The 22,521-nt window shown below is 41.5% G+C and carries 19 protein-coding genes and 1 pseudogene; 12 read left to right on the top strand and 8 right to left on the bottom strand.

Going from position 1 to position 22,521, the window contains the following annotated elements; translation table 11 throughout:
* Nucleotides 1-170 precede the first annotated feature (170 nt).
* The 3 genes from RAM70_RS02965 (at nt 171) to RAM70_RS02955 (ending at nt 2,831) form a co-directional block, all read left to right on the top strand.
* Entirely contained in the window at nt 171-1,007 is an 837-nt protein-coding gene (locus tag RAM70_RS02965) for a putative glycosyltransferase family protein (RefSeq protein WP_312672230.1), read from the top strand.
* 102 nt (nt 1,008-1,109) lie between these two features.
* Nucleotides 1,110-2,258 (top strand): IS4 family transposase, encoded by a 1,149-nt coding sequence (locus RAM70_RS02960; RefSeq protein WP_312672229.1) that lies wholly within the window; start codon nt 1,110-1,112, stop codon nt 2,256-2,258.
* Between the two features lie 102 nt (nt 2,259-2,360).
* A complete protein-coding gene (locus tag RAM70_RS02955; protein ID WP_288002298.1) occupies nt 2,361-2,831 on the top strand; it encodes a hypothetical protein in 471 nt (156 codons plus the stop codon).
* A 66-nt stretch (nt 2,832-2,897) separates the two neighbouring features.
* On the opposite strand, the gene RAM70_RS02950 is transcribed toward RAM70_RS02955, so the two are convergent.
* The gene (locus RAM70_RS02950) at nt 2,898-3,389 is read right to left on the bottom strand and encodes a hypothetical protein (protein ID WP_312672227.1); all 492 of its coding nucleotides are present in this window, start codon (nt 3,387-3,389) and stop codon (nt 2,898-2,900) included.
* Nucleotides 3,390-3,580: 191 nt separating this feature from the next.
* Here RAM70_RS02950 and uvrB point away from each other — a divergent pair, with 191 nt between their 5' ends.
* Nucleotides 3,581-5,584 (top strand): excinuclease ABC subunit UvrB, encoded by a 2,004-nt coding sequence (gene uvrB, locus RAM70_RS02945; protein ID WP_312672226.1) that lies wholly within the window; start codon nt 3,581-3,583, stop codon nt 5,582-5,584.
* A gap of 4 nt (nt 5,585-5,588) precedes the next feature.
* Nucleotides 5,589-6,632 (top strand): flagellar assembly protein H, encoded by a 1,044-nt coding sequence (locus RAM70_RS02940; RefSeq protein WP_312672224.1) that lies wholly within the window; start codon nt 5,589-5,591, stop codon nt 6,630-6,632.
* Between the two features lie 185 nt (nt 6,633-6,817).
* On the opposite strand, the gene RAM70_RS02935 is transcribed toward RAM70_RS02940, so the two are convergent.
* From RAM70_RS02935 to RAM70_RS02925, 3 genes are all read right to left on the bottom strand, one after another.
* Nucleotides 6,818-9,697: a UPF0182 family protein gene (locus tag RAM70_RS02935; protein WP_312672222.1), complete on the bottom strand. Its 2,880-nt coding sequence runs from the start codon at nt 9,695-9,697 to the stop codon at nt 6,818-6,820.
* 432 nt (nt 9,698-10,129) lie between these two features.
* The gene (locus RAM70_RS02930) at nt 10,130-11,356 is read right to left on the bottom strand and encodes a glycoside hydrolase family 10-like protein (protein ID WP_312672220.1); all 1,227 of its coding nucleotides are present in this window, start codon (nt 11,354-11,356) and stop codon (nt 10,130-10,132) included.
* A gap of 88 nt (nt 11,357-11,444) precedes the next feature.
* The gene (locus tag RAM70_RS02925; protein WP_190381512.1) at nt 11,445-12,572 is read right to left on the bottom strand and encodes an ABC transporter permease; all 1,128 of its coding nucleotides are present in this window, start codon (nt 12,570-12,572) and stop codon (nt 11,445-11,447) included.
* Nucleotides 12,573-12,656: 84 nt separating this feature from the next.
* On the opposite strand from RAM70_RS02925, the gene RAM70_RS02920 reads away from it, so the two are divergent.
* Nucleotides 12,657-13,586, top strand: coding sequence for a 2OG-Fe(II) oxygenase (locus RAM70_RS02920; protein ID WP_312672219.1), 930 nt, complete (start codon nt 12,657-12,659; stop codon nt 13,584-13,586).
* A 74-nt stretch (nt 13,587-13,660) separates the two neighbouring features.
* Here the strand turns inward: RAM70_RS02920 and RAM70_RS02915 are convergent, their stop codons facing one another.
* On the bottom strand, nt 13,661-15,859 hold the full coding sequence (locus tag RAM70_RS02915; RefSeq protein WP_312672218.1) for a phosphoketolase family protein: 2,199 nt from the start codon (nt 15,857-15,859) through the stop codon (nt 13,661-13,663).
* 130 nt (nt 15,860-15,989) lie between these two features.
* Between RAM70_RS02915 and RAM70_RS02910 the strand changes: the two genes are divergently transcribed.
* The 5 genes and pseudogenes from RAM70_RS02910 to RAM70_RS02890 all read left to right on the top strand — a co-directional run bounded on the left by RAM70_RS02910 (nt 15,990) and on the right by RAM70_RS02890 (nt 20,580).
* Nucleotides 15,990-17,483, top strand: coding sequence for an SLBB domain-containing protein (locus RAM70_RS02910; RefSeq protein ID WP_045361027.1), 1,494 nt, complete (start codon nt 15,990-15,992; stop codon nt 17,481-17,483).
* A 120-nt stretch (nt 17,484-17,603) separates the two neighbouring features.
* Complete coding sequence (locus RAM70_RS02905; RefSeq protein ID WP_045361025.1) at nt 17,604-17,795, top strand: hypothetical protein; 192 nt, start codon at nt 17,604-17,606, stop codon at nt 17,793-17,795.
* Between the two features lie 46 nt (nt 17,796-17,841).
* On the top strand, nt 17,842-18,801 hold the full coding sequence (locus RAM70_RS02900) for an aldo/keto reductase (RefSeq protein ID WP_045361023.1): 960 nt from the start codon (nt 17,842-17,844) through the stop codon (nt 18,799-18,801).
* Between the two features lie 156 nt (nt 18,802-18,957).
* Nucleotides 18,958-19,190: pseudogene (locus tag RAM70_RS23065) on the top strand (IS1634 family transposase); the annotation flags it as partial.
* Between the two features lie 52 nt (nt 19,191-19,242).
* Nucleotides 19,243-20,580 (top strand): helix-hairpin-helix domain-containing protein, encoded by a 1,338-nt coding sequence (locus RAM70_RS02890; protein WP_312672211.1) that lies wholly within the window; start codon nt 19,243-19,245, stop codon nt 20,578-20,580.
* 3 nt (nt 20,581-20,583) lie between these two features.
* On the opposite strand, the gene RAM70_RS02885 is transcribed toward RAM70_RS02890, so the two are convergent.
* Nucleotides 20,584-20,709: a hypothetical protein gene (locus tag RAM70_RS02885; protein ID WP_274518359.1), complete on the bottom strand. Its 126-nt coding sequence runs from the start codon at nt 20,707-20,709 to the stop codon at nt 20,584-20,586.
* Between RAM70_RS02885 and RAM70_RS02880 the strand changes: the two genes are divergently transcribed.
* On the top strand, nt 20,695-21,729 hold the full coding sequence (locus tag RAM70_RS02880) for a M42 family metallopeptidase (RefSeq protein WP_312672209.1): 1,035 nt from the start codon (nt 20,695-20,697) through the stop codon (nt 21,727-21,729). The genes RAM70_RS02885 and RAM70_RS02880 overlap by 15 nt on opposite strands.
* Here the strand turns inward: RAM70_RS02880 and RAM70_RS02875 are convergent.
* Together RAM70_RS02875 and RAM70_RS02870 are read right to left on the bottom strand one after the other, a co-directional pair.
* Nucleotides 21,726-22,217, bottom strand: a complete 492-nt coding sequence (locus RAM70_RS02875; protein ID WP_190381889.1) for a hypothetical protein — start codon at nt 22,215-22,217, stop codon at nt 21,726-21,728. The two genes, RAM70_RS02880 and RAM70_RS02875, sit on opposite strands and share 4 nt — an antisense overlap.
* A gap of 16 nt (nt 22,218-22,233) precedes the next feature.
* Entirely contained in the window at nt 22,234-22,443 is a 210-nt protein-coding gene (locus tag RAM70_RS02870; RefSeq protein WP_288002300.1) for a hypothetical protein, read from the bottom strand.
* Nucleotides 22,444-22,521: the final 78 nt, after the last annotated feature.

The following is a 22,521-nucleotide window of genomic DNA, read 5'->3' as shown; positions in this document are numbered from 1 at the left end:
AGCAAGTTAAGTCTGGAGATTTATTCCCAAAATGGTATGCTCAAGGCTATGGAGGCTTCGGAAATGCTGCATTTTTATTCTATCCTCCTCTTTTAAGATATGTAGCTTTTCCCTATCATTTGCTCGGATTTTCTCCAGTTGTTGCTCTAAGACTTACGGTGCTAACCATTTTGCTCATCAATATAATTAGTGCCTCAACTTTAGCAGCATATTTATTCAAAAGAAGGGGCATACTTTACTATCAACTAATTATTATTTTAGCAATTAATCCTTACCTATTTTACTGTTTATTTTGGCGCGGAGCATTAGCAGAATGTTTAGCCATTGCTTTAATGCCTTTTTTTATTGTCGCTCTCTTAAAAGTATCCAATGTAATTACTTTCGCCAATGGTTTAGCACTAACAATCACAACTTCTTTGATAGCACTAGCTCACCTACCTAGTCTGATTATTATATTTTTTCTGTTTGGTATTTATTCGGTAATTATCCTGTTAAAAACTAGAAATTTTCGAGATTTTGGCTGGCGGATTCTCTTTTTTATCATCGGCCTAATTTTTTCTTTTCCTTACCTAATTCCTGCGGTTTTTAATTTAAAGGAAATTCGTCAACCGATCGGAACTTCCCTAGGTGATTGGGTGGCTTTTGGTAATAACTTTCATCAAAATAGACAGACTTTTATAATTAGTCTCATTTTCAGCATCTATCTAATTATCTATCTCTTAAGTATTCGAGCAGTTTGGCAGAGACGAAACCAATTAGAAAAATTTAATTTGTTTTCTCTAATCGTTTTATCGGGTCTGAGTTTATTGATGATTTCACCTCTTTCTTTACCACTCTACAAAATCATTTTTCCCCTGCAAAAAATCCAGTTTCCCTTTCGCTTTATTGCCGTGGCAGCTGGCCTAGTTTCTACTTTGGCGATTCTCTGCATTTCCGGGAAATTTAACCAGTTCAAAAAACGCCTTTTAGTCAGCCTGTTAGTCATTGCTAGTGTGTCTATTCCCTGACAGGGGGACAAGCCAGCTGAAAAGCTTATGTAGCATGGAATACAGACACAGACTTCCAAAAAAGATAAGTCATATATAGTAAATATGACCTAGAGAACAAAAATGATAAGTGAACTATACCAGAAAGTGTTAGAAAATGAACTGGGACGAGCCAGATATCTACTGTTGTTAATGATAGTTGGAACCTGGCAAATACTAAAGCAAGCTAAGTTAGAGATATTAGCAGAAGCACTGCCAATACCGATCCTGTTTGAGAGTCGGAGAAAAAAACTAAAAAGATTTTTAAAGCTGGAAATTCTGAATATTGAAAAAATCTGGTTTCTCTGCTTAAAAGAGATGTTAAAACAGCAGGAGAGATTCACAATAAAAGGATTAGTATATATTGCCATAGACCGAACGAGTTGGGGAGCAATTAATATCTTGATGGTGAGTCTAATTTATGACAAGAGAGCCATCCCAATCTATGGGGAGATATTGGATAAAAAAGGAAGTAGTAATCTCGAAGAACAGCAGCGAGTATTGGGGAAAATATTGACGGTGCTATCAGGTCATAAAATCGTGGTGTTAGGAGATAGAGAATTTTGCTCGGTCAGTCTTGGAAAGTGGCTTCAGAAGCAGAGTTTATACTTTTGTTTAAGACAAAAAAAAAGTACAAATGTCAAGACAAAAGAAGGAATTTATCAAGAAATGAGAGAGTTAGGTTTAAGTCCAGGAACTCAACTATTTTTGAATGATGTCAATATTACAAAAGAGCAGGGATTTGGACAGTTTAACTTAGCTGGTAAGTGGAAAAAAACCTGTCGGGGTTTTCCAACAAAAGAACCTTGGTATATTCTGACAAATTTTGGGGATTTAGAGACGGCAATAATGGCCTATCAAAAAAGATTTGATATTGAGGAGATGTTCCGAGATTTTAAGTCGGGAGGCTATAGCTTAGAAGGTTCTCAATTAGCACCGAAATACCTATCAAAGCTGATAATTGTTATAGCTATCGCCTATACAAGTGCCACACTGCGAGGTAAAAAAATTAAGGATATGGGAATCCAAAAATATGTCACAAGACCTGAAAAAAGATATAAAGGTCAACGCAGACACAGCAGTTTTTATGTGGGTCAACATCTCTATCATTGGCTCCAGCTACATCAAATGTTCCCAAAAAATATAGAAGAGCTAATGCAAATTAGCCGCTATCGGTTGAAGGATTACATCAAAGGACAAAGAGCGATATCGCTTGCCCTATCTACCTTCTAGCTCGCTTGTCCCCCTCTCAGGTCTATTCCCCATTACTTTTTATTATCAAGTGTCCTAACTCCTGTTTACCAAGATTCCCTGGCCAAAGAACAACTCAATAACTTGATTACCGCCAGGATTAAACAGCCATCTTATCAATCCCAAAGAACAGCAGCGGCTAATTTTTTACCAGTAGAACCAATTAAAGTCGGAGGTAAAGGATTTAATCTAGCGGCCGGTCTCTTAATTGTCCCAGATGTAGTAGATTATCTTCCGGCTGCCCTGAGTGAGAAAACCCCTTTCTGGAAATTTCAAGGTAATACCGTTTCTCCTGCTCAAGGTTATCAAGACCATTATGTTCGCAATGGTAACGGTCAATTAGCTATGGTCAAAGCTTCTTCATATAATCGTATTTGGGATTGCCAAATCGTCTCAGATACTCAGGTTGATCTGGGAATCACTTATTTTAGTCGCTGGCACTTTGAAACTAATCCCAAGGGAATGATTAGCAGTCAGGGAATCTCTCAGGACGGCTTATTTACTCTGCAATTAAAACCGGGAAAATACCAACTAATTGCTCAATATCGTGCTTAACTAAAGGGAAAAAAATAAATTCCCCGTCCGGGACAGGGAAAAAATCTGTCTTGATCAACAAAACAATTAATCCAAAAATCCCATTAAAGTTTCGGGATCATCGATTTCATTGGAAGCAACGGGACGATTACCCATGACTGTATAGGTTTCGCTAATGTGCAGATGACTAAGAGCGATCGGACGATTGCCAGAAATCGCTAGAGTGCTACTGACTTCCATACCGCTAGAGCCGACAGGACGCAATCCACCGACGGAAGAATAGGTACTAACAATTTTCAGATGGCTAACTTCCACGGGACGGCTCCCGGGTAACATTTCATCTTCCGTGAAGTGAAGATGGCTAGTACCAACAGGACGATTTTCGGGTAAGCGATGTTCAGGTTGATAGAATTTTAAGGCTTTGGAAGCCGATTGAGCGTTGTTTTTCACCGAAAGGGCGACCACTTCTTTATCTTTGGCGGTTTTAGCCGTAGTAGCTTTACCGCGTGAGCTGCTGGTCTTTTCTTCTGTGGTTGCTGGGGTTTGGGTCCCGTTCGTTTCTAGATTTTCCACCGTCATAACCTGATACTCCTTTCCGTTAATAGCTTCGGGGAAACGATAAGATTTAAGTTTAGGGTATTCTCGAAGACTTTTAATCTTTTTTTAAAATCCTCTCTAATATTAAGATACATCTTTCTTTCCCAAAACCCTATAAGTGTTGGTAATTTGATTGATAATTTATTTTGCCTGTTCTCTACACCTAGCCGCTAATGACCGCTTTTCAACTACAAGCACCCTTTCAACCCACTGGGGATCAACCGGCAGCGATCAATAAATTGGTAGATTCCCTGCAAAACCAGCATCGTTTCCAAACCCTCTTAGGGGCAACAGGCACCGGCAAAACCTTCACCATTGCCGCCGTCATCGAGAAAATTGGCAGGCCTACCCTCGTCCTGGCCCATAATAAGACCCTGGCCGCCCAATTATGCAACGAATTGCGGCAATTTTTCCCCAATAACGCCGTGGAATACTTTATCAGCTATTACGACTACTATCAGCCGGAGGCTTATATTCCTGTCAGCGATACCTACATCGAAAAGAGTTCTTCGATTAATGATGAGATCGATATGCTGCGCCATTCGGCCACGCGATCGCTGTTTGAACGCAGGGATGTGATCGTCGTCGCTTCCATTAGTTGTATTTATGGTTTGGGAATGCCGGCGGAATACCTAAAAGCGGCGATTTCCTTAACAGTTGGTCAAGAGTTCGACCAAAGGCAATTATTACGGGCCTTGGTGTCAGTGCAGTACAATCGCAATGATTTAGAGTTAACTCGCGGCCGTTTTCGTCTGAAGGGCGATATTTTGGAAATTGTTCCCGCTTACGAGGATCGGGTTATTAAAATTGATTTTTTTGGCGATGAGATTGAAAGTATTCGTTATCTCGATCCCCTGACGGGGGAAGTTTTGCAAAAATTAGAGCGAATTAGTATTTATCCGGCCCGTCACTTTGTTACCCCAGAGGAACGTTTAGAGGTGGCCTGTCGGGATATTAAAACCGAGTTAGATAACCGTTTATTGGAGTTGGAAAAAGCGGGCAAATTACTGGAAGCGCAACGGTTGGATCAGCGGACTCGTTATGATTTAGAAATGTTGCAGGAAGTGGGTTATTGTAATGGCGTGGAAAATTATTCGCGGCATTTAGCGGGTAGATTAGCGGGGGAACCCCCGGAATGTTTGGTGGATTATTTTCCTCAAGATTGGTTATTAGTTGTGGATGAATCCCATGTCAGTGTGCCGCAGATTCGCGGGATGTATAATGGCGATCAATCACGAAAAAAAGTTTTGATCGATCACGGTTTTCGTTTACCCAGTGCTGCGGATAATCGTCCTTTGAAGTCAGAAGAATTTTGGCAGAAAGTTAATCAATGTATTTTTGTTTCGGCCACTCCGGGAGATTGGGAATTAGAACAGTCAGAAAATCGCATTGTTGAACAAATTATCCGACCGACGGGAGTTTTAGATCCAGAGATTTTTGTGCGACCAACCGAGGGACAAGTGGATGATTTATTAGGGGAAATTAAGGAGCGAGTGCGGTTAAATGAACGGGTTTTGATTACCACTTTAACCAAACGCATGGCCGAAGATTTAACCGAATACTTGCAAGAAAGGGGAATTAAAGTTAGATATCTACATTCGGAAATTCAATCAATTCAACGGATTGAAATTATTCAAGACCTGCGAGAAGGGGTCTTTGACGTGCTGATCGGGGTGAATTTGCTTCGCGAGGGGTTAGACCTGCCGGAAGTGTCTCTAGTGGCGATTTTAGACGCAGATAAGGAAGGATTTTTAAGGGCTACCCGCTCTTTAATTCAAACTATTGGCCGGGCTGCTCGTCATATTCGCGGTCAGGCAATTCTTTACGGAGATAATCTCACTGATAGTATGATTAATGCGATCGAAGAAACCAAGAGACGGCGAGCTATTCAAGAGGAATATAACCAGAAACATGGGATTATTCCGCAACCGATTGTTAAAAGGTCGAGTAATTCAATTTTGGCTTTTCTGGATATTTCCCGTCGTCTAAATTCCCAACAATTAGAGCAGGTTTGTGAGAATATAGAAGAACTTTCTTTAGAACAAATTCCCGAGTTAATTCAACAACTAGAAGCGCAAATGAAAGAAGCGGCGAAAAATCTAGAATTCGAGGCAGCGGCTAAATATCGCGATCGGATTAAGCAATTGCGAGATAAGTTATTAAATCATCTTAGATAAACCTATGACTAGATTTATTCATGACCAGTTTGCCAAAGATTATCTCGAAGAATTATTATCTTCTCTGGGAGAGGTAAAATCGGCACGGGTTGTACGCGGAGAAGTACGAGAAATCGATGTCTGGTTTTCACCCAATATTCTCGATAATAATCCGAGAGAACTGCTGGGATTACTGGGAAAAATGGCGATTAATCCCTGTTTATTTGAACCCTTTCGCAATCCTGTCACCGCTACAGAAATTAGAACTTGTCTGTTAAAATTGTTGCAAGTGGAAGGAGAAATTAATCGTCAAGCAAATCGTCAGAAAACGAATGTTAACGATGGGGAAATCCCCCGTCTCTGGATTTTGACTCCCACCGCTTCCTCGCAACTGTTAGGAGGATTCGGAGCTAAATTAGATGAGGAGAATTGGGGGGAAGGTATCTATTTTTTAGCTCCCTCTTTACGCACGGCAATCACCGTTATCCATCAATTACCCCCAACAGAAGCAACTCTCTGGTTAAGAATTTTAGGCCGGGGAAAAGTACAAGCAAGGGCGATCGATGAGCTAGAATCGTTACCAGAGGATCATCCTTTTCGGGTAAATGCTCTAGAATTATTATTAAACTTGAGAACTTCTTTAACTAACGATCAAGAGCTTGAAGAGGAGGACAGAGAGTTAATTATGAGATTATCACCTTTATACACTTCCCGTCTTCAGGAAGAACTGGATGCTGGCCGTCAACAAGGTCTTCAACAGGGTCTTCAACAGGGTCTTCAACAGGGTCTTCAACAGGGTCTTCAACAGGGTCTTCAACAGGGTCTTCAACAGGGTCTTCAACAGGGTCTTCAACAGGGTCTTCAACAGGGTCTTCAACAGGGTCTTCAACAAGGTCTTCAACAGGGAGAACGTCTGGTGATAGAAAATTTATTGAAAGCTCGTTTTGGTAGTTTAGACCCAGATTTGTCCGTAATCATTGATCGCATTTTATTATTACCAGTGGAGGAGTTTACCCCTTTAATAATTAATTCATCTCGCACAGAATTAATTGCCCACTTTTCCAATTAAAAGCATAACTCAATCCTTTGATGATACTGGATTTTAAAATTGGCTGATTAACCAGCGTCCTCTTATTATCTTTCTCAATCTACGAGAATTTGCCAGGCAATTTTCCGGGCAAATTCGGGGATATTGAGGATCGTTCTGGAACCAGGATCAGCTTTTTTGCTAATTTGTGGCCAATTAGCGGCAATTTAGCTCTGATGACCTGAGAATAGCTTTTCTAAAGCTTCCTTCAAGGTTGGTTCCATGACAATTTTATTTTGATAAGCAACTGTTACTCTAGCGATTGTCGGGACACTATTTTGGTCTGCCACTAGATACAAAGGTTCTACATAAAGCAGAGATTGTTCAATGGGAATAATTAATAGGTGTCCTTGCAAAACTTTAGAACCGTCCCGATTCCAAAGGGAAATCTGTTGAGAAATATCTGGATCTTGGTTAATTAAAGCCTCAATTTGATTCGGTCCGTACACTAACCTTTGTTTAGGAAATTGATAGAGTAATAACTTACCATACTCTCTATCGTCTGAACGCGCCGCTAACCAAGCGATTAAATTTTGCCGACTAGAGGGAGTATAGGGATGGAGGAGAATAAATTCTTCTTTGTCGGCATCGGGCAGTTTCATGATTAAATAATAGGGTGATACAGCCTGGGGTTCCGTGCCGTAAATTTCTAGGGGAATTTCCCATTGATCCTCCCGATTATAAAATACTTGTGGATCGGTCATGTGATAGGTTAATAATCTTTCCGCTTGGGTACTAAATAAATCTTCGGGATAACGTATATGACTGCGGAGAGTTTTCGGCATTTCTGCTAAAGATTTAAAGAGATGAGGAAAGATTTTACGCCACGTCTGAATAATTGGATCATTTTCATCGGCAACATAGAAATTCACCGTTCCATGATAGGCATCCACTACCACTTTGACCGAATTGCGAATATAGTTAAATTTATCTTTTCCTGGGTCAGAATAGGGATAGCGATCACTAATAGTATAAGCATCAATAATCCAATGTAATTTACTACTACTATCGCCCACATCTGCCGCTACTAAATAGGGGTTGCGATCATAATTTAAAAAAGGGGCGATAGTTTGCACGCGATTTTGGATATCACGACGCATTAATAAGCGAGTTTCGGGAGTAAAATCTTGGCTAAATAACATTTGCCAATCCCGCAGATAAAGGGCAAATAGCCAACGTCTCCACCCCGTACCCACTAGGATTCCTCCCTTTCCATCGTAGGTATTATAGACATTTCCATCCCCGCTGGGAAAATCCAATTCTTCTACGGTGGTGGGAGTCATCACATAATTATTAGTTAATTCCCCGTAGTAAATGCGGGGTTTACCAATGGGAATACTATAATCAATTAATTCGCTAGAGGTTTGTAGGGCCCCTTCGTCTTTATTTGTGCCGATATCTTTGACAAAATAGTAGGGTAAACCCCCGGCAGCCACTAAATTAACCGGGGAAAGAGTGAACCCATAACCGTGGGTATAAACGAGATGTTTATTCACCCAAGTGTTAGCAGAAGTGGGAACCGCACTATAATCTAATTCTCTAGCGGCAATAATGGTCTGTTGTTTTTCAGATATTTGACGTTCCTCGATTTTTTCAGGCACTCCCACTCGTACCCGATAGCGATCAATATCAGCATCGGGGAATTTATAATATAAGCGAATTTGCTGTAACTGTCGGTTAGTTTCTAGCAGTGGTTTGGTATCCCAAAGACGAATATTATCGATAGTTAGATGATTTCTCTCTAAAACTTCGGCATTTAATTCGGCCTGTGGATCGAAAATTTGGGCATCAATTCTATCTAAGGAAAAAGCCGCTCTTGTGGATTGAATACTTCTTTCAATATAGGGTCTTTCTCTCACTAATTCATTCGGTTGTACGATTATTCTTTGTAATACTCCACTGATAATTGTGCCACTTATCCAAACAATTAAATAGAGAAATACAGGAACTAAGTAGGGGGAAAATACCAACTTTTTCTTGGCGGTTTTGTATAACTTGCGACGGTCTTTTTTACCAAATAATGATTTTTCTCCTAACCATATAGAGGTTATTGCTGCAATAATTCCCAGAATAATTTCAATAAATTGACCAACATGAACATCGATATAACCCGCACCATAAACTACTCCTTCGGGAGAATAAAGTAGCAGGTAACGCTGAATAATATGGTGTAATACTAGCAGCCCCATTAACCCACTCCACAGGGCGTACAAATGACGCAGTTGCGGACGGGAAAACCCCGGAAATGTTCCCAGAGAAAGACTATCGGCCGAAAAAAGATAGGTTAAACTGACGGCGAAAAGAGTATATATTCCCACACCACTAAGCCATAATTCTAGTAACTGCCACAGGGGTAATTGAAAGATGTAAAAACCTAAATCATTCCCGTATTGAGGATCGTTAATATTGAAAGGAACACCATAAAAATATTTTAAAAAATTCGCCCACTGCCCAGCAATAATAAAAGATAGCAGTAGGGTGAACACTAGGGATATTATTCGCAAAAAATAATCGGTTTTAATTAATAATCCCAGAACTAAAAAAGCGATAATTAACCCTTGCCAAAGATTACTGGAAATATCGGTTAATACTTGCCTAATCCAAACTATTTCCAGAGGAGAACTTATGGAAGAACTAAGGTTAGGAAGATTAAAATCTGGTGTCCAGAGACTGAGGGCTAGTTTACTGTAATACAATAACATTGACCCGATCCAAGCTCCAATTCCCGTTGCGATAATCAAAAGACTGAGTAAATTAATACTAGGAGATTGAGGACTAAGAGGATAACTATCTTCTTTGGGTTTTTGCCAACGAAAACGCTGGGCTAAACGTAAATTAGTAAAAATAAAGAGTAGAGAAAGAATCGCACTTCCCCAACCTAATCCTAGTTGCCAAGATAATTGTTTCAGGAAAGTGTTTAAATAACCCATCTCGGTAAACCAGAGGCTATTGGCTACCACTAATATCCCCAACTGCCCGATCACAAGGCAGCCAAGAAACAGTAGAATAGGTTTAGCGATCGAGCTTCGGTTATGTCTGATCAGCATAAATAAAGTGATAAGGGAGAGTCTTTTTTTATTCTAGCGATTCTCGTCGGGTGCATCTCACATTTACAGAAATCCGGAAAATCAGCAATTAGTCAGTGACTCTTAAATTATTACAAATATATCAGCAGCTGCGTGTAAGCATCCCACCGAAAAACTAATGCGCGAGGGGTTTGGGGACGGCGCTTGCGTCCCCAACGGGGGGTTTGGGGGGTAGAACCCCCCAAAGGCTTGGATTGAGTGATAAAATCAGAAGTAATGACTAATTTTAGCAGAGAGTTTCCCTTTAAAAATTCCAACTCAGTAGATTGACAAAAATGAGATGCAGCCTTCTCGTCTCTCCCTGCTGCTTTTTCTTAATTTAAAGATAAACTTAAGAAACTATAGCTAGGTTAGGGCAATAATTTCGCTTAAAATCAGCAATTTTACCTAATTTTAGCTAGGATTAGCAGACTGGAGTATTTCCCGAAAAATCCTGCGTCGATAGGAAGGAGATTCATTACTCATATTCCATAAAGTTTCGTAGAAAAAGAAAGAAACGCCAAAATTTTCTTGTCTCGATTTTTCCACTTGTTGAGTAATATTAACCATCGGAATCGGACGACCTTTTAAACCAGATAAAATCCCAATAGCCACGGGAATAGATTCTCTAGCTTGCTGTAATTCTGGTTGCGATAATTCCCAGTCAAAGGCGTTCATATCAGTTCGATACACTTGCACTACTAATTCATCAATCAAGTTTTTTTCTTGCCATTTTTGCCAATCTAAAAGATAGGATTCTAGGGAGAAAGTGTAGGGATTAGGAGATAGGGAAATAATCGCTCTAGGTTGCTGCTTTTTAATCGTCTGGGCTAAACTATTCATATAGTCAGTAATTTTATCGGCCCGCCATTGAATCCATGCTTTATCTTGGTAATCTTGCGGTGGTAATTGTCCAGAATGTTCCCTTTGATAGAGCTTAATCGTGGTTTCATCATAGCCAAAATCGGCGGGATAACCAAAATGGTCATCAAACTGAATTCCTTCTATATCGTAGTTAGTAATAATCTCGCTGACTAAATCGGTAATAAAGTTTTGTACTTGCGGATGTAAGGGATTTAACCACACACGTTGATGCACTTTTCCTTCCCACCAAATCACACTTTTATCCTGTCTTTGGGTTAACCAATCGGGATGTCGTTTGGCTAATTCTGAATCCGCAGGAGCCATAAAACCAAATTCAAACCAGGGAATAATTCTTAATTTTTTCCGATGACCTTGGCTAATTATTTCCTCTAAAAAGTCGCGATTTTTTAAAGACTTATGGGGATCGATCGCTCGTCCTGTGACTTTTGCTGCTACCTTAGAAGGATAGAGTGTATAACCCCAATTCCAGACCGTGGGATAAATAGTGTTAAAGTTTAAATCAGCCAACCTATCAAGGGCATCTTTTAGGGTTTGCGGTTTAAATAATACCTCACTATCGATATTAGTTAACCAAACTCCACGAATTTCGGGTTTTTCTTGGGGTTGATTGGTGGATTGTGCCGGATAATTAAAGGTTATCGTCATGATACAAGCAAAGATAATTAAAAATATTACCCAGCTTATTTTTCCGTATCTTTGACTATAAATCACCAAACTATCGGCGAAATTATTAAAAGTTTTACTGATTCTATTCATAATGGGAAGTGGGGAGACTTTTCAGTTATCAGTTCACTGATAACTGTTTACTGATAACTGATAACTGATAATGGCTAAAATAACTAAATTATCTCTCTAAATTGCGAGGATCTAGAGCATCGCGTAAACCATCACCGAGTAAATTAAAAGCTAAAACGGTGAGAATAATTAACAAAGCAGGCGGCCAAATTAACCAGGGTTGTAGAACAATAATTGAGGCATTGGTAGCCAGAGAAAGCATATTTCCCCAACTAGGATCCGGCTGTTGAATTCCCAAACCAATTAAACTTAAAACCGATTCGGCCACGATAAACCCCGGCACCGCTAACGTAGCAGAAATAATGATATAACTGGCAGTTTGGGGCAGCACATGACGCAGAATAATATAAAGGGGTTTTGCTCCCATAGCTTTGGCGGCCTGAATAAATTCCTGTTCTTTCAGGGATAAAACTTGACCGCGAATTACCCGCGCTAATCCCGACCAACTGATAAAAGAAGTAATCAGGACGATTAATAAAAAGCGCTGGGTACTGGTTAATCCTGCGGGTAAAACGGCCGCTAGGGCCACGAGTAAATATATGCCGGGGATAGTCATTAAAACTTCCACAAAACGCATTAAAATCCCATCTAACCAACCACCAAAATAGCCAGAAACGCCACCGACAAATAAACCGATAGGGAAAGAAATTAAAATCCCGACCAAACCGATAAATAAACTAATTCTGCCCCCGAAAATCAAGCGACTAAAACTATCGCGTCCCGATTCGTCGGTTCCCAATATATTGATTCTACCATCGCCGATGACCCCGAACAGATGGAGATCAAAAGGGATACCGGGGAATAAAGTTACTTCCTCCCATTTTGGCGGTAAAGGTAGGCGAATTTGACCGAAATTATAGGTTTCACCCTTAACCAAGAGACGTAGCGGCAAGGGGTTGTTAAAATCTCTCATTAGCTTCCGCTCACCAGTTTCTATATTAATAGCACTTTGAGTGGTGGGATAGACGTGGGGGCCAATCCACTCACCCTTGTTACTTCCCGACTGCGAGCGCCAAAAGATTTGGGTGGGGGGTAGGAGAGACTGACCGGGTTGGGAGGAGTAGGGAGAGTAGGGAGCGACAAAATCCGCCGCCATTACGCTTAAATAGAAGATTAACAGTAAAACTGCTCCCCAACGGGCGAGAGGATTATCTTTGAGTTTGTGCCACCAGTCCATAGGCGATGAGGTCAATAGGAGAGTTAATCTTTATTTTGCTAGTTTGATTGCTACAATTTATCATACCAACAAAAAAGCTGTCTAATGTTTATTAATCCCCTTGTTTATGAGAAATCTTCTGTCTATCGTCAAGATTTTGAGACAGCGCAACCGTTTAAGCATTTGGTCATCGATAATTTTTTAGTTGGGGAGCAAGCGCAAATTTTGCTGGAAAATTTTCCCAGTTTTAATCCGCAAAAAGCCATTAGTGAGTTAGGAAAAGTTGGCGGCAAGGCAGTTAATGAGGATTTAATCGGTTTAGGGGGTGTTTACCAACAGTTTGGCCGCTACGTTCAATCTCAAGAGTTTTTAGAGTTAATTTCCCAATTAACCGGTATCGATAATTTAATTACAGACCCTAGTTTTTATGGGGGTGGAACCCACGAAAATTTACATGGTCAAGAATTAGACCCTCACATTGATTTTAACCTCGATGAGCGTCACTGGTATCATCGCCGCTTGAATTTATTAATCTATTTAAATCCCCAATGGCAAGCAGATTGGGGAGGGAATCTCGAGTTACATTCCAATCCTCGTCAACTGGAAGAAAATAGGATTAAATCTTTTGTACCTATCTTTAATCGTTGTCTTATTTTTGAAACCAATGAACATTCATGGCATGGATTTTCTCAGATTAATTTACCAGAAAATCAACGGCATTTATCCCGGAAATCTCTTTCTATCTATCTCTATACCAAAGAACGTCCTATCGAAGAATTATCACCATCTCATACAACTTTTTACATCCCGCGCCCGCTGCCAGAAAATATTCAACCCCATCAAGTTTTAAGCTCGGAAGATTACCAACAAATTAAAATTTTACTGAAAAGACGGGATGATTTAATTCGTTTTTATCAAGATAGAGAACTGAAAGAATCGCAGGATTTAGTTAGTTTAAAATCCCATATTAAGCGCTATCTATCTCTCCAATATCCTCGCCTATGGAAAATTATTAAAAGTTTACCTCGTTGGTAAAAGTGACCTGAGAAAAAAATCCCTACTTTCCAATCAAAGAAAGTAGGGAATAATCAAAAAAACTAACTGGGAACTTAGCCTAATAACTGGGTAGCACGGGTAGTTAAAGCATTGGCAGTTAAGCCATTATAGGCCATAATTTCCCCGGCACTGGCGGTGGTTTCTCCCCGTTTCCAAGCGAAGACATCCCGACGGGTATTACTGCGTAACATAATCGGTTCTAACATGGCGCTTGTACCACCAGTTACTCCGATTAAAGCATCACCAGCAAAGAGACTGTCAAAACCAGCATCATCAAGGAAATTATTATCAGCTTCTGAGCTAGTTTCACTCATCACATCGCTAGGACGGTAGAGACGACGGGGATTAATTACCGAGACAATTTTTACCCCGATTCCCGCCGCTTCTAACTGTTGGGCAGACTCAAAGACGGGTAATAAAGTCATATCACCAATGACGGCAAAAACGACTTTTTTGCTGCCTTCCGATTCCTGGAGAATTACGCCGCCTTTTTCCAAAGCTTGACGGGTTTGCTCAAAGGTGGTTCGCACCGGTAAAGGCGATTTACTAGCAGTGATTGTAATGCCTTTATTGCTGGTTCCTAAAGCCCATTGATAACAGACTTGAATGCTGTTAGCATCGCAGGGAAAGAGAGGAAAAATATTACCATTTCGCATCATAGCGGCGAAATAATTTTCAATCTCTGGGCGTTGGTGTGTCCAACCATTACGCCCTTGCTCTAAGGCTCCGGCGGTGAATAAAGTAATAGTAGAAGGGGTGGGACGACGTAACTCCGCCATCGCTTGGGTTACAGTCTGCCAAATCGGTAAACCATTGATAGCAAAAGACTCGTAGGAACACCATAAAGTCCGCCCTCCCAAGAGAGATAAACCGACGGCTAATCCAGCACAGGCATCCTCGCTTAAAGGCTCATAAACTTGACCGTTAGGTGCTTGGAAATAGGTCTCATCGGTGGTGGGGTGAATAATCTTTAACCCGACGTTAATATTATTAATTCCCGAAGCGGCATTACCATCAGCATTTGTGACGACAAAATTGGGGTCAGCTTTACCCACAGCTACCACTAATTCCCCCATGGCAGTGGTGGCCACTTTTTTATCGCCACCCACAGTATATTCGGTCATCGGTAAGGTTCCTAAATCCGGCAGAGGGAAGACTTTTTCCGTTACCACTGTTTCCACTGCCGGACCGCCTCCAGAGCGCTCGAAATTAGTACGAACAATTGCCCAAGCTTCAGGGGGTAAAGCGCGTTCCTGCAAGGCACTAACGATATAATCTTTTTCTAAAGAATCCCCGGGGTAAAGATTATGGGAAGCCGCTCCCCGTTTGTGAACTCCCGCCCCTTTAAGTTGTTTAATAATGATCACCGTTAGTTTACCACCTAGGGCTAATTGGGCGGCTTTATCCGTGGCCATTAACACCGCTTTCATGAACTCCAGACGCTGGTTAAAAGAGAATTTGGTGCTATCTACATATTCCCCATTTTGATTAGCATCATCGAAGTCTTTGGCATTAATGAGAATCACTTCCTCGAAACCATTACCGCGCCAATAGGCTTCCATTTCGGCGTTAGTTTTCAGGGACACCATGCTATGGTGTTCTTGGGAATAGCCATTCCAAACTAAAATCGGCAGAAAATTGGTAATTTCTGGATAAGCAGTGTGAAAATGACCAAAACTACTCATAATGTAGGGTTCTCCTAAACCACCATCCCCGATAGTCACAGGGAAAAGAGTATTAGGGTGTAATTTGGCCGCCGCCATGGCAAAATGTTGGCCTTGGCCCAAAGGACCGGCCGGCCCGAGCAGTCCGGGGATTTGTCCAGAAAGATGCCCTAAAAGTCCGTGTTTTTCCCGAAAACGTTCTCCCAATTCGCTGACGTTGCTGATGCCCATGGCTTCCAGAGAGCGATCGAGAAAGACGTTACTATAAAAACCGGGGGCATGATGGCCCACTTCGGTGAAAATATTTTTCTGGCCTAACATCATCAAAGAGGCAATCACGTCGGCGGCGCTGGCAAAACCGCCGGGGTGTCCCGATTCTTTGGTAGCGGTGATTTGTAGGGTGAGGTAACGCAAAGCATCGGCGGCTAGGAGGGTTTGATAGATAGCATTCGGGTCATTAGCGGCAATAATAGCGGTTTTTCCCTCAGCGATAGCGGCTTTTCCTGCATATTTATCAAATTCCGGTAAGGAAGCCCCAAAATATTTTATCCCTTGACAAAAATCGGGAATTGTGCTAGTAGCTGTCATAAAATTAATATACCCCTTTACATACAGGCAATCGTTAAAACTATCTTACAGTTAGCGGTAACTCTCGATAGATGCGATGCTACAGGGGGTTTCCATAGGCGATCGACTATTTGTGCTACACTGATCGCCAATGTCAACGATAAAATTAATCCTATTAATAATGTTAAATAGCAGCCAATTACAGGATTTAATCAGCCAATCACTACGTTATCTGTTAATTATCGGCACTATTGCCCCCCTAACTTCCTTAGAAGCCCGCCCAGTCCAAGCCACTCCTCCTAGTAGTCCCGCACCCCCTAAAGAAGCGATTGCCCCTATCCCCGCAGAAAGCAAAGAGTACACCTTGGGAGAAGGGGATAAAGTGCGCGTCACCGTTTACCAAGTGGCGGATTTAAGCGGCGATTTCCTTGTTTTAGCCGATGGAACCCTAACTTTACCTCTGATTGGTAGCGTCAAAGTGGAGGGAATGACCGTCACCGAAGCCGGCCAAACCCTGGCTAAACGTTACACCACCTATCTCAAGCGTCCCGTGGTTACTGTTAGCATTCTCACCCCCCGGCCTCTGCAAATCGCCATCGCGGGGGAAGTCAATCGCCCGGGTACCTATACAATTAACCCCGAACAAAGCCAAAAAACGCCCCTATTGACCGAAATAATCCGGCAAGCGGGGGGAGTGACTACGGTGGCCGATATCGGTCAAGTTCAAATCCGACGCAACCTCAAGGGACAAGAACAGCTAATTCAAGCCAATCTCTGGCAATTAATCCAAAAAGGCGATACAACCCAGGATATTAGCCTCAGAGATGGCGATAGCATCGTTATTCCCACTAAAACGACCCTTAGCGTCGGCGAAGTCAATCAATTAGCCGATGCCAATTTTGGACTAGATAGCGATCGAGAAATTAATGTTACTGTGGTGGGAGAAGTTTATCGTCCTGGCTCCCATCGTATTGTCCCCAATCAAGTTAACACCGTCACCACAGAGAATAATCGCGGAATTCGACGACAACCGGCCCGACTAACCCAAGCTATCCAACAAGCGGGAGGCATCAAACCTCTGGCCGATATCCGACAGGTGCAAGTGCTGCGTTACACCCGTGACGGTTCCCAGCAGAAAATCCCGGTAGATCTCTGGAGTTTGCTCGATAAAGGTGATATGACCGGCGATATCTTTCTTCAAGAAGGTGATACGGTGATTATCCCCACCGCGACTGAAATCTCGGCCAAAGAATCGGAAACCCTAGCATCGGCTAGTTTTGCCCCTAAAACTATTAACGTGAAAGTGGTCGGTGAGGTGAAAAAACCGGGGATAATTGAAGTTCCTCCCAATACCCCTCTCAATCAGGCAATTTTAACCGCAGGAGACTTTGATAAGCGTCGCGCCAATCAGTCCACAGTGGAATTAATTCGTCTCAATCCTAACGGGACTGTCACCAAAACCTCAATTAACATCGATTTTTCCCAGGGTATCAACGAGAAAACTAACCCGATTCTCCGCAATAATGATGTGGTTGTGGTTCATCGCAGTGGTCTGGCCTCTGCTACCGACACCCTCGGCACGGTTTTAAGTCCCTTTACTGGTTTGACAGGCTTTTTCAACGGATTTTTTAATCTTTTCCGTTAAAAAAGTTCACTTTAACCCGATGTCATGAGCTAAGTAATCGAGCTAATAATAGATATAGAAACGGCAAAAAGTCGTGAGCGGTCACGGCTTTTCTGCTCGATAGACTCAGGAAAGAAAACTATGATTTTTCTCCTTACTTTAGCCCTAATCTCCCTCTCGATTAGCTATGATGTTCACGGCGAAATAATTAGCCTCAGTACCCGCTTATTAGGTATTTTTTGTGGCTTATTAAGTTTGTTCTTTACACCTCTACTGGTAAAAGTTTTTATTCTTGTCACCTTAGTCCTCTTCTACTGGGATTTTCCGCCCTAAACCCGACTGAAACCCCGATCATACCTCACCCATCAAAAAAACTGTTATGCAAAAACGCTATCTCGGTCAGACTAATATAGAAATTACTCCCCTTCTCGTGGGTACTTGGCAAGCAGGAAAAAAGATGTGGGCAGGTATTGAAGATGGAGAAAGTATTAAAGCCATTCGTGCCGCTTTTGAGGCAGGAATTACCACTGTAGATACAGCCGAAATCTACGGGGAAGGTCACTCGGAATCCATTGTCGCTCAAGCTTTGGCCGATGTGCGAGAACAGGTAGTTTATGCCACCAAAGTTTTTGCTAATCACCTCAAATACGAGGAAGTTATCGCCGCTTGTCATCGCTCTTTAAAAAACCTCCAAACCGATTATATAGATCTTTATCAAATTCATTGGCCCAGTGGCTCATGGAACACGGAAATAGTGCCTATTTCTGAAACTATGGCCGCTCTTAATTATCTGAAAGCCCAGGGAAAAATTCGCACTATAGGGGTTTCCAATTTCTCCCGCTCTCAACTGGAAGAAGCCAGTCAATACGGCAGAATTGAGAGTATTCAACCTCCCTATTCTCTGTTTTGGCGCTCGGTAGAAAAGGAAATTATGCCCTATTGTCTAGAGAATAATATTTCTATTTTGGCCTATTCTCCCCTTGCCCAAGGTTTATTAACAGGAAAATTTAGAAACGGTTATCAGTTAGCATCGGAGGATCATAGAATTAAAAATAAACTCTTTCATGGCGAAAACTTTCAGAGGGTACAAGCGGCTTTAACTCAATTAGAACCGATTGCTAACCGCTATAATTGTTCCCTAGCTCAATTATCTCTTGCTTGGTTAATTAAGCAACCTCAAACTAATGCAATTGCTGGGGTAAGAAATGCCGCTCAAGCAGTTAATAATGCTCAAGCAATGACAATTAATTTAACCCCAGAAGACCTAAAATTAATTGATAATATTGGTCAACAGGTGACTGATTGCTTGGATGATAATCCTGTGCTGTGGAATTTCTAAAAAATATACCTGAACTTTTTTCGTATATATATACTACAATAAGCTAAAACCTTTATTCATCAATGGATACAGCCATTGATTTTTCAGAATGTAACCATGTTGATTGTAATATTTATTAATAGACAAGAATTCTCTCTATTGGCTAAAATGGTAGTCATGTATATAGAAAAAGTTCCCCCCACCGCCGTTCTTCGACTAGATTGCTACCGAGAAGGAAATCAAGTCAAAAAAAGAACCCTTGCCAAACTCTCAAAATTACCCGATGATATTATATTATCGACAATCTGAAACTGGCTCTCAAAGGGGCAAAACTGTCAATGACTGAAGGCATTCTCAATTACTTTGAAGTGATTAAAATTCTTCCTCATGCTCATCTGATGGCTATGCTTTATCTTCCTATGGCTACCGTTGCAAAAATCTCTGGAGAGTTGGGTTAATAATATGGTTAAAATTATCGGTCGTCAATTCTTGGGAAGGCAACCCGTTTACGATATTGGTGTGGAGAAAGATCATAATTTTTTGCTGGGCAACGGGTTAATTGCCTCCAATTGTTTTAATAAATCTCACTCTACCGCTTATGCTTACGTCACCTATCAAACCGCTTATTTAAAAGCTAATTATCCTGTGGAATATATGACAGCGTTACTAACTGCTAGTAGCGATAATCAGGATAAGGTGGAAAAGTACCGAGAAAACTGTCAGAAAATGAATATCGATGTCGAACCTCCCGACATCAATCGATCGCAAAAACATTTTACCCCGATTGGACGCAAAATTCTCTTCGGTTTGTCCGCAGTTAGAAATCTGGGCGAAAATGCGATCGAGGCTATTTTAAAAGCGCGGGAAGCAGCGGGAGGAAAGTTTACTTCTTTAGGTGATTTTTGTGAGCGTGTTGATTTACGAGTAGTCAACAAAAGAGCTTTAGAAACGCTAATTTATTGCGGTGCTTTTGATAAAATTCAACCGAATCGCCATCAATTAATTGAAGATTTAGAATTAGTAGTTGCTTGGGCGCAAAAACGCACCAAAGAGAAAGAAAGTGGTCAAATGAATATTTTTGATATGCTAGGGGGTAGCACAGAAAATAAACAAGAGTCCGAGTTTGAACAGTCTCCCAGTGCAACGGCAGTAGCAGATTTTTCCCTACAGGAAAAGTTAAAACTGGAAAAAGAACATTTGGGTTTTTATGTTTCCGAACATCCTTTAAAAGCTTTACAAAGAGCCGCTCAAGTCCTATCTCCTATCAATTTAGCTGACTTAGAAGAACACAAAACCAGAAAAAAAGTCAGTGCGATTGTCCTATTAAATGCCGTTAAGAAAATTATGACCAAAAAAGGGAATCCTATGGCCTTTTTAACCCTAGAAGATGCCTCGGGACAGTCGGAAGCGGTGGTTTTTTCCGATACCTACGAACGTCTGCAAAAATTATTAGTAGAAGAAGCAACTTTAATGGTGTGGGGAAAAGTTGATCGCCGAGATGATCGGGTACAATTAATTATCGAAGATGCGGAACCGATCGAAACCATTAAAATGGTGATGGTTAATTTATCCCTGCAAGATGTCGTCAACCAAAATCGTCAAAATCTTCTTAAAAGTATTCTGCAATCGGGAGACAAACAAAAGGCAAAAGTTCCCGTTATTGCCACCATCGGTGCGGGAACTCAGCGTCAATTTGTGCGTTTAGGACAAAACTATTGGGTAGAGGATGACAATTCAGTGCTAGAGTCTCTGAAAGTTGCGGGTTTTCTGGCTAATTCTGCACCTCTGATTAATCATTAAATGCTAACTGGCAATCACCCAAGAGTCATGGCTGCGCCAATATTGTTCCTCTAAAACCTTCTCGATTTCCTGTTTCGATAATAATTCTCTTTCGACCCACAAATCAAGACAAATATGGATTTTGATCACCTCTTTGACACCATTGCCACTCTTGTCCTCCATCATTCTCCTAGTGGAATGGAAACGGAAATCGATCGCTTTTTACTAGAACGCTTTCAAGAGTTAGGATTAGAAACATGGCAAGATCAAGCGGGAAATGTCATCGGAAAGATTAAAGGACGGGATTCGACTAAAAAAATTGCTATTACTGGTCATAAAGACGAAATTGGTGCTATTATCAAGGCAATTAATCCCGATGGTACTCTGCAAATTCGCCGACTCGGGGGAGCTTTTCCTTGGATTTACGGAGAGGGAGTGGTGGATATTATCGGTGATAGGGAAACCAGATCGGGGATTCTCTCCTTTGGTTCCCGTCATATTTCCCATGAATCCCCGCAAAAAGTGCAGCAGGAAAACACTCCCGTCACCTGGGAATCCGCATGGATAGAGACGAAATTGACTCCGGAAGAATTAGAAGCTTGCGGGGTGCGCGTCGGTAGTCGAGTCGTGGTGGGAAAACACCGAAAACAACCCTTTCGACTAAAAGACTACATTGCCAGTTATACCCTCGATAATAAAGCTTCCGTGGCGATTCTTTTAGAATTAGCGGCCAGAGTAATTAACCCCGCAGTGGATATATATCTCGTTGCCTCGGCTAAGGAGGAGGTAGGAGCCTTAGGGGCCTTATTTTTTACGGCAAATAACCGCTTAGATGCTTTAATTGCCCTAGAAATCTGTCCCCTCGCTCCTGAATATCCGATTAAGGATGGCAGCAGTCCTGTGTTATTGTCTCAGGATGGTTACGGTATCTATGATGAGGAATTAAATCAAGAATTACGAATTGCAGCCGAAAAGGCGGGAATACCCCTGCAATTAGCTATTATTAGTGGTTTTGGTAGCGATGCCTCCATCGCCATGAAATTCGGTCATATAGCTAAGGCCGCTTGCCTAGGTTTTCCCACCCAAAACACCCACGGTTATGAAATTGCCCATTTAGGAGCGATAGCTAACTGCCTTAGCATATTAGAAGCTTATTGTCAAGTAATTTAGCTATTTTTAGCAAAAAACCAGAGCATCAATAGAACAACGGCGATCGCCAGTCCGCTAAAAACAGTATTTTTATGCTGCTCTAACTGCATGGGTGGGGGGGATTCTTCTTTTTTCTGTTTATTTGTTCCCTTTTTAAATTGTGCTGTACTATCGGGAAGTTGATCTAAATCGGGAATCTTCGTCATCCACTCATCCGGGCGTTTGAGACGGGGAGCTTCGATAATATAAAGTAAACGCTTGGCCTGTTCGCGAATTTGATAGATAGGATGGGTAATCAGTTGCCTACAGATTTCACTCGCTTTCTCCCCCTCTCCTAACCCCTGATGGGCAGAAATTAACCAAATTTGGATCTCACCCCCTGCTCGGGAGCCTAAGGAAATTAAGGCTAAAGCCGCATTTAATTGCTGGATACTAAGACGATATTGTCCACGCTCAAAAGCACTGATTCCAGCTTGATAAAGGTCTTGAAAAGAAGGATTTTCGGCCACGGGGTCAAGATTGAGATCAATAAAATTTTACATAAGTATAGCAAGAGCTAAGAAGCAAAAGGAAACTCTGATCAGTATCAGATGGGTTCTTCGTTACTAGGTCCGGTTCGATTGGGGGGCATAAATCGATTAAATCCTTATCTGGCAAGAGACTTAATTGATTAGTTCGCTCTAGAGCGAAAACAATTGACAAAATAAGGGTTTCATCTCTTATAACCCCGTCTATTACCTAACACAAACCGAAGAACCTCACTGATACTGATTACTGTTTACTGATCACTGAAAAGCTCCCAGCCTCCGCCAT

This window comes from Microcystis wesenbergii NRERC-220 (assembly GCF_032027425.1).
Lineage (GTDB): Bacteria > Cyanobacteriota > Cyanobacteriia > Cyanobacteriales > Microcystaceae > Microcystis > Microcystis wesenbergii_A.
This window is presented reverse-complemented; position numbering and strand designations above follow the sequence as displayed.

What these genes read in the sequence shown, in the direction of transcription:
- RAM70_RS02960 (WP_312672229.1), top strand. Translation starts at nt 1,110, where the DNA reads ATGATAAGTGAACTATACCAGAAAGTGTTAGAAAATGAACTGGGACGA.
- RAM70_RS02950 (WP_312672227.1), bottom strand. Translation starts at nt 3,389, where the DNA reads ATGACGGTGGAAAATCTAGAAACGAACGGGACCCAAACCCCAGCAACC.
- uvrB (WP_312672226.1), top strand. Translation starts at nt 3,581, where the DNA reads ATGACCGCTTTTCAACTACAAGCACCCTTTCAACCCACTGGGGATCAA.
- RAM70_RS02940 (WP_312672224.1), top strand. Translation starts at nt 5,589, where the DNA reads ATGACTAGATTTATTCATGACCAGTTTGCCAAAGATTATCTCGAAGAA.
- RAM70_RS02935 (WP_312672222.1), bottom strand. Translation starts at nt 9,697, where the DNA reads ATGCTGATCAGACATAACCGAAGCTCGATCGCTAAACCTATTCTACTG.
- RAM70_RS02930 (WP_312672220.1), bottom strand. Translation starts at nt 11,356, where the DNA reads ATGAATAGAATCAGTAAAACTTTTAATAATTTCGCCGATAGTTTGGTG.
- RAM70_RS02925 (WP_190381512.1), bottom strand. Translation starts at nt 12,572, where the DNA reads ATGGACTGGTGGCACAAACTCAAAGATAATCCTCTCGCCCGTTGGGGA.
- RAM70_RS02920 (WP_312672219.1), top strand. Translation starts at nt 12,657, where the DNA reads ATGTTTATTAATCCCCTTGTTTATGAGAAATCTTCTGTCTATCGTCAA.
- RAM70_RS02915 (WP_312672218.1), bottom strand. Translation starts at nt 15,859, where the DNA reads ATGACAGCTACTAGCACAATTCCCGATTTTTGTCAAGGGATAAAATAT.
- RAM70_RS02910 (WP_045361027.1), top strand. Translation starts at nt 15,990, where the DNA reads ATGTCAACGATAAAATTAATCCTATTAATAATGTTAAATAGCAGCCAA.
- RAM70_RS02905 (WP_045361025.1), top strand. Translation starts at nt 17,604, where the DNA reads ATGATTTTTCTCCTTACTTTAGCCCTAATCTCCCTCTCGATTAGCTAT.
- RAM70_RS02900 (WP_045361023.1), top strand. Translation starts at nt 17,842, where the DNA reads ATGCAAAAACGCTATCTCGGTCAGACTAATATAGAAATTACTCCCCTT.
- RAM70_RS02890 (WP_312672211.1), top strand. Translation starts at nt 19,243, where the DNA reads ATGGTTAAAATTATCGGTCGTCAATTCTTGGGAAGGCAACCCGTTTAC.
- RAM70_RS02880 (WP_312672209.1), top strand. Translation starts at nt 20,695, where the DNA reads ATGGATTTTGATCACCTCTTTGACACCATTGCCACTCTTGTCCTCCAT.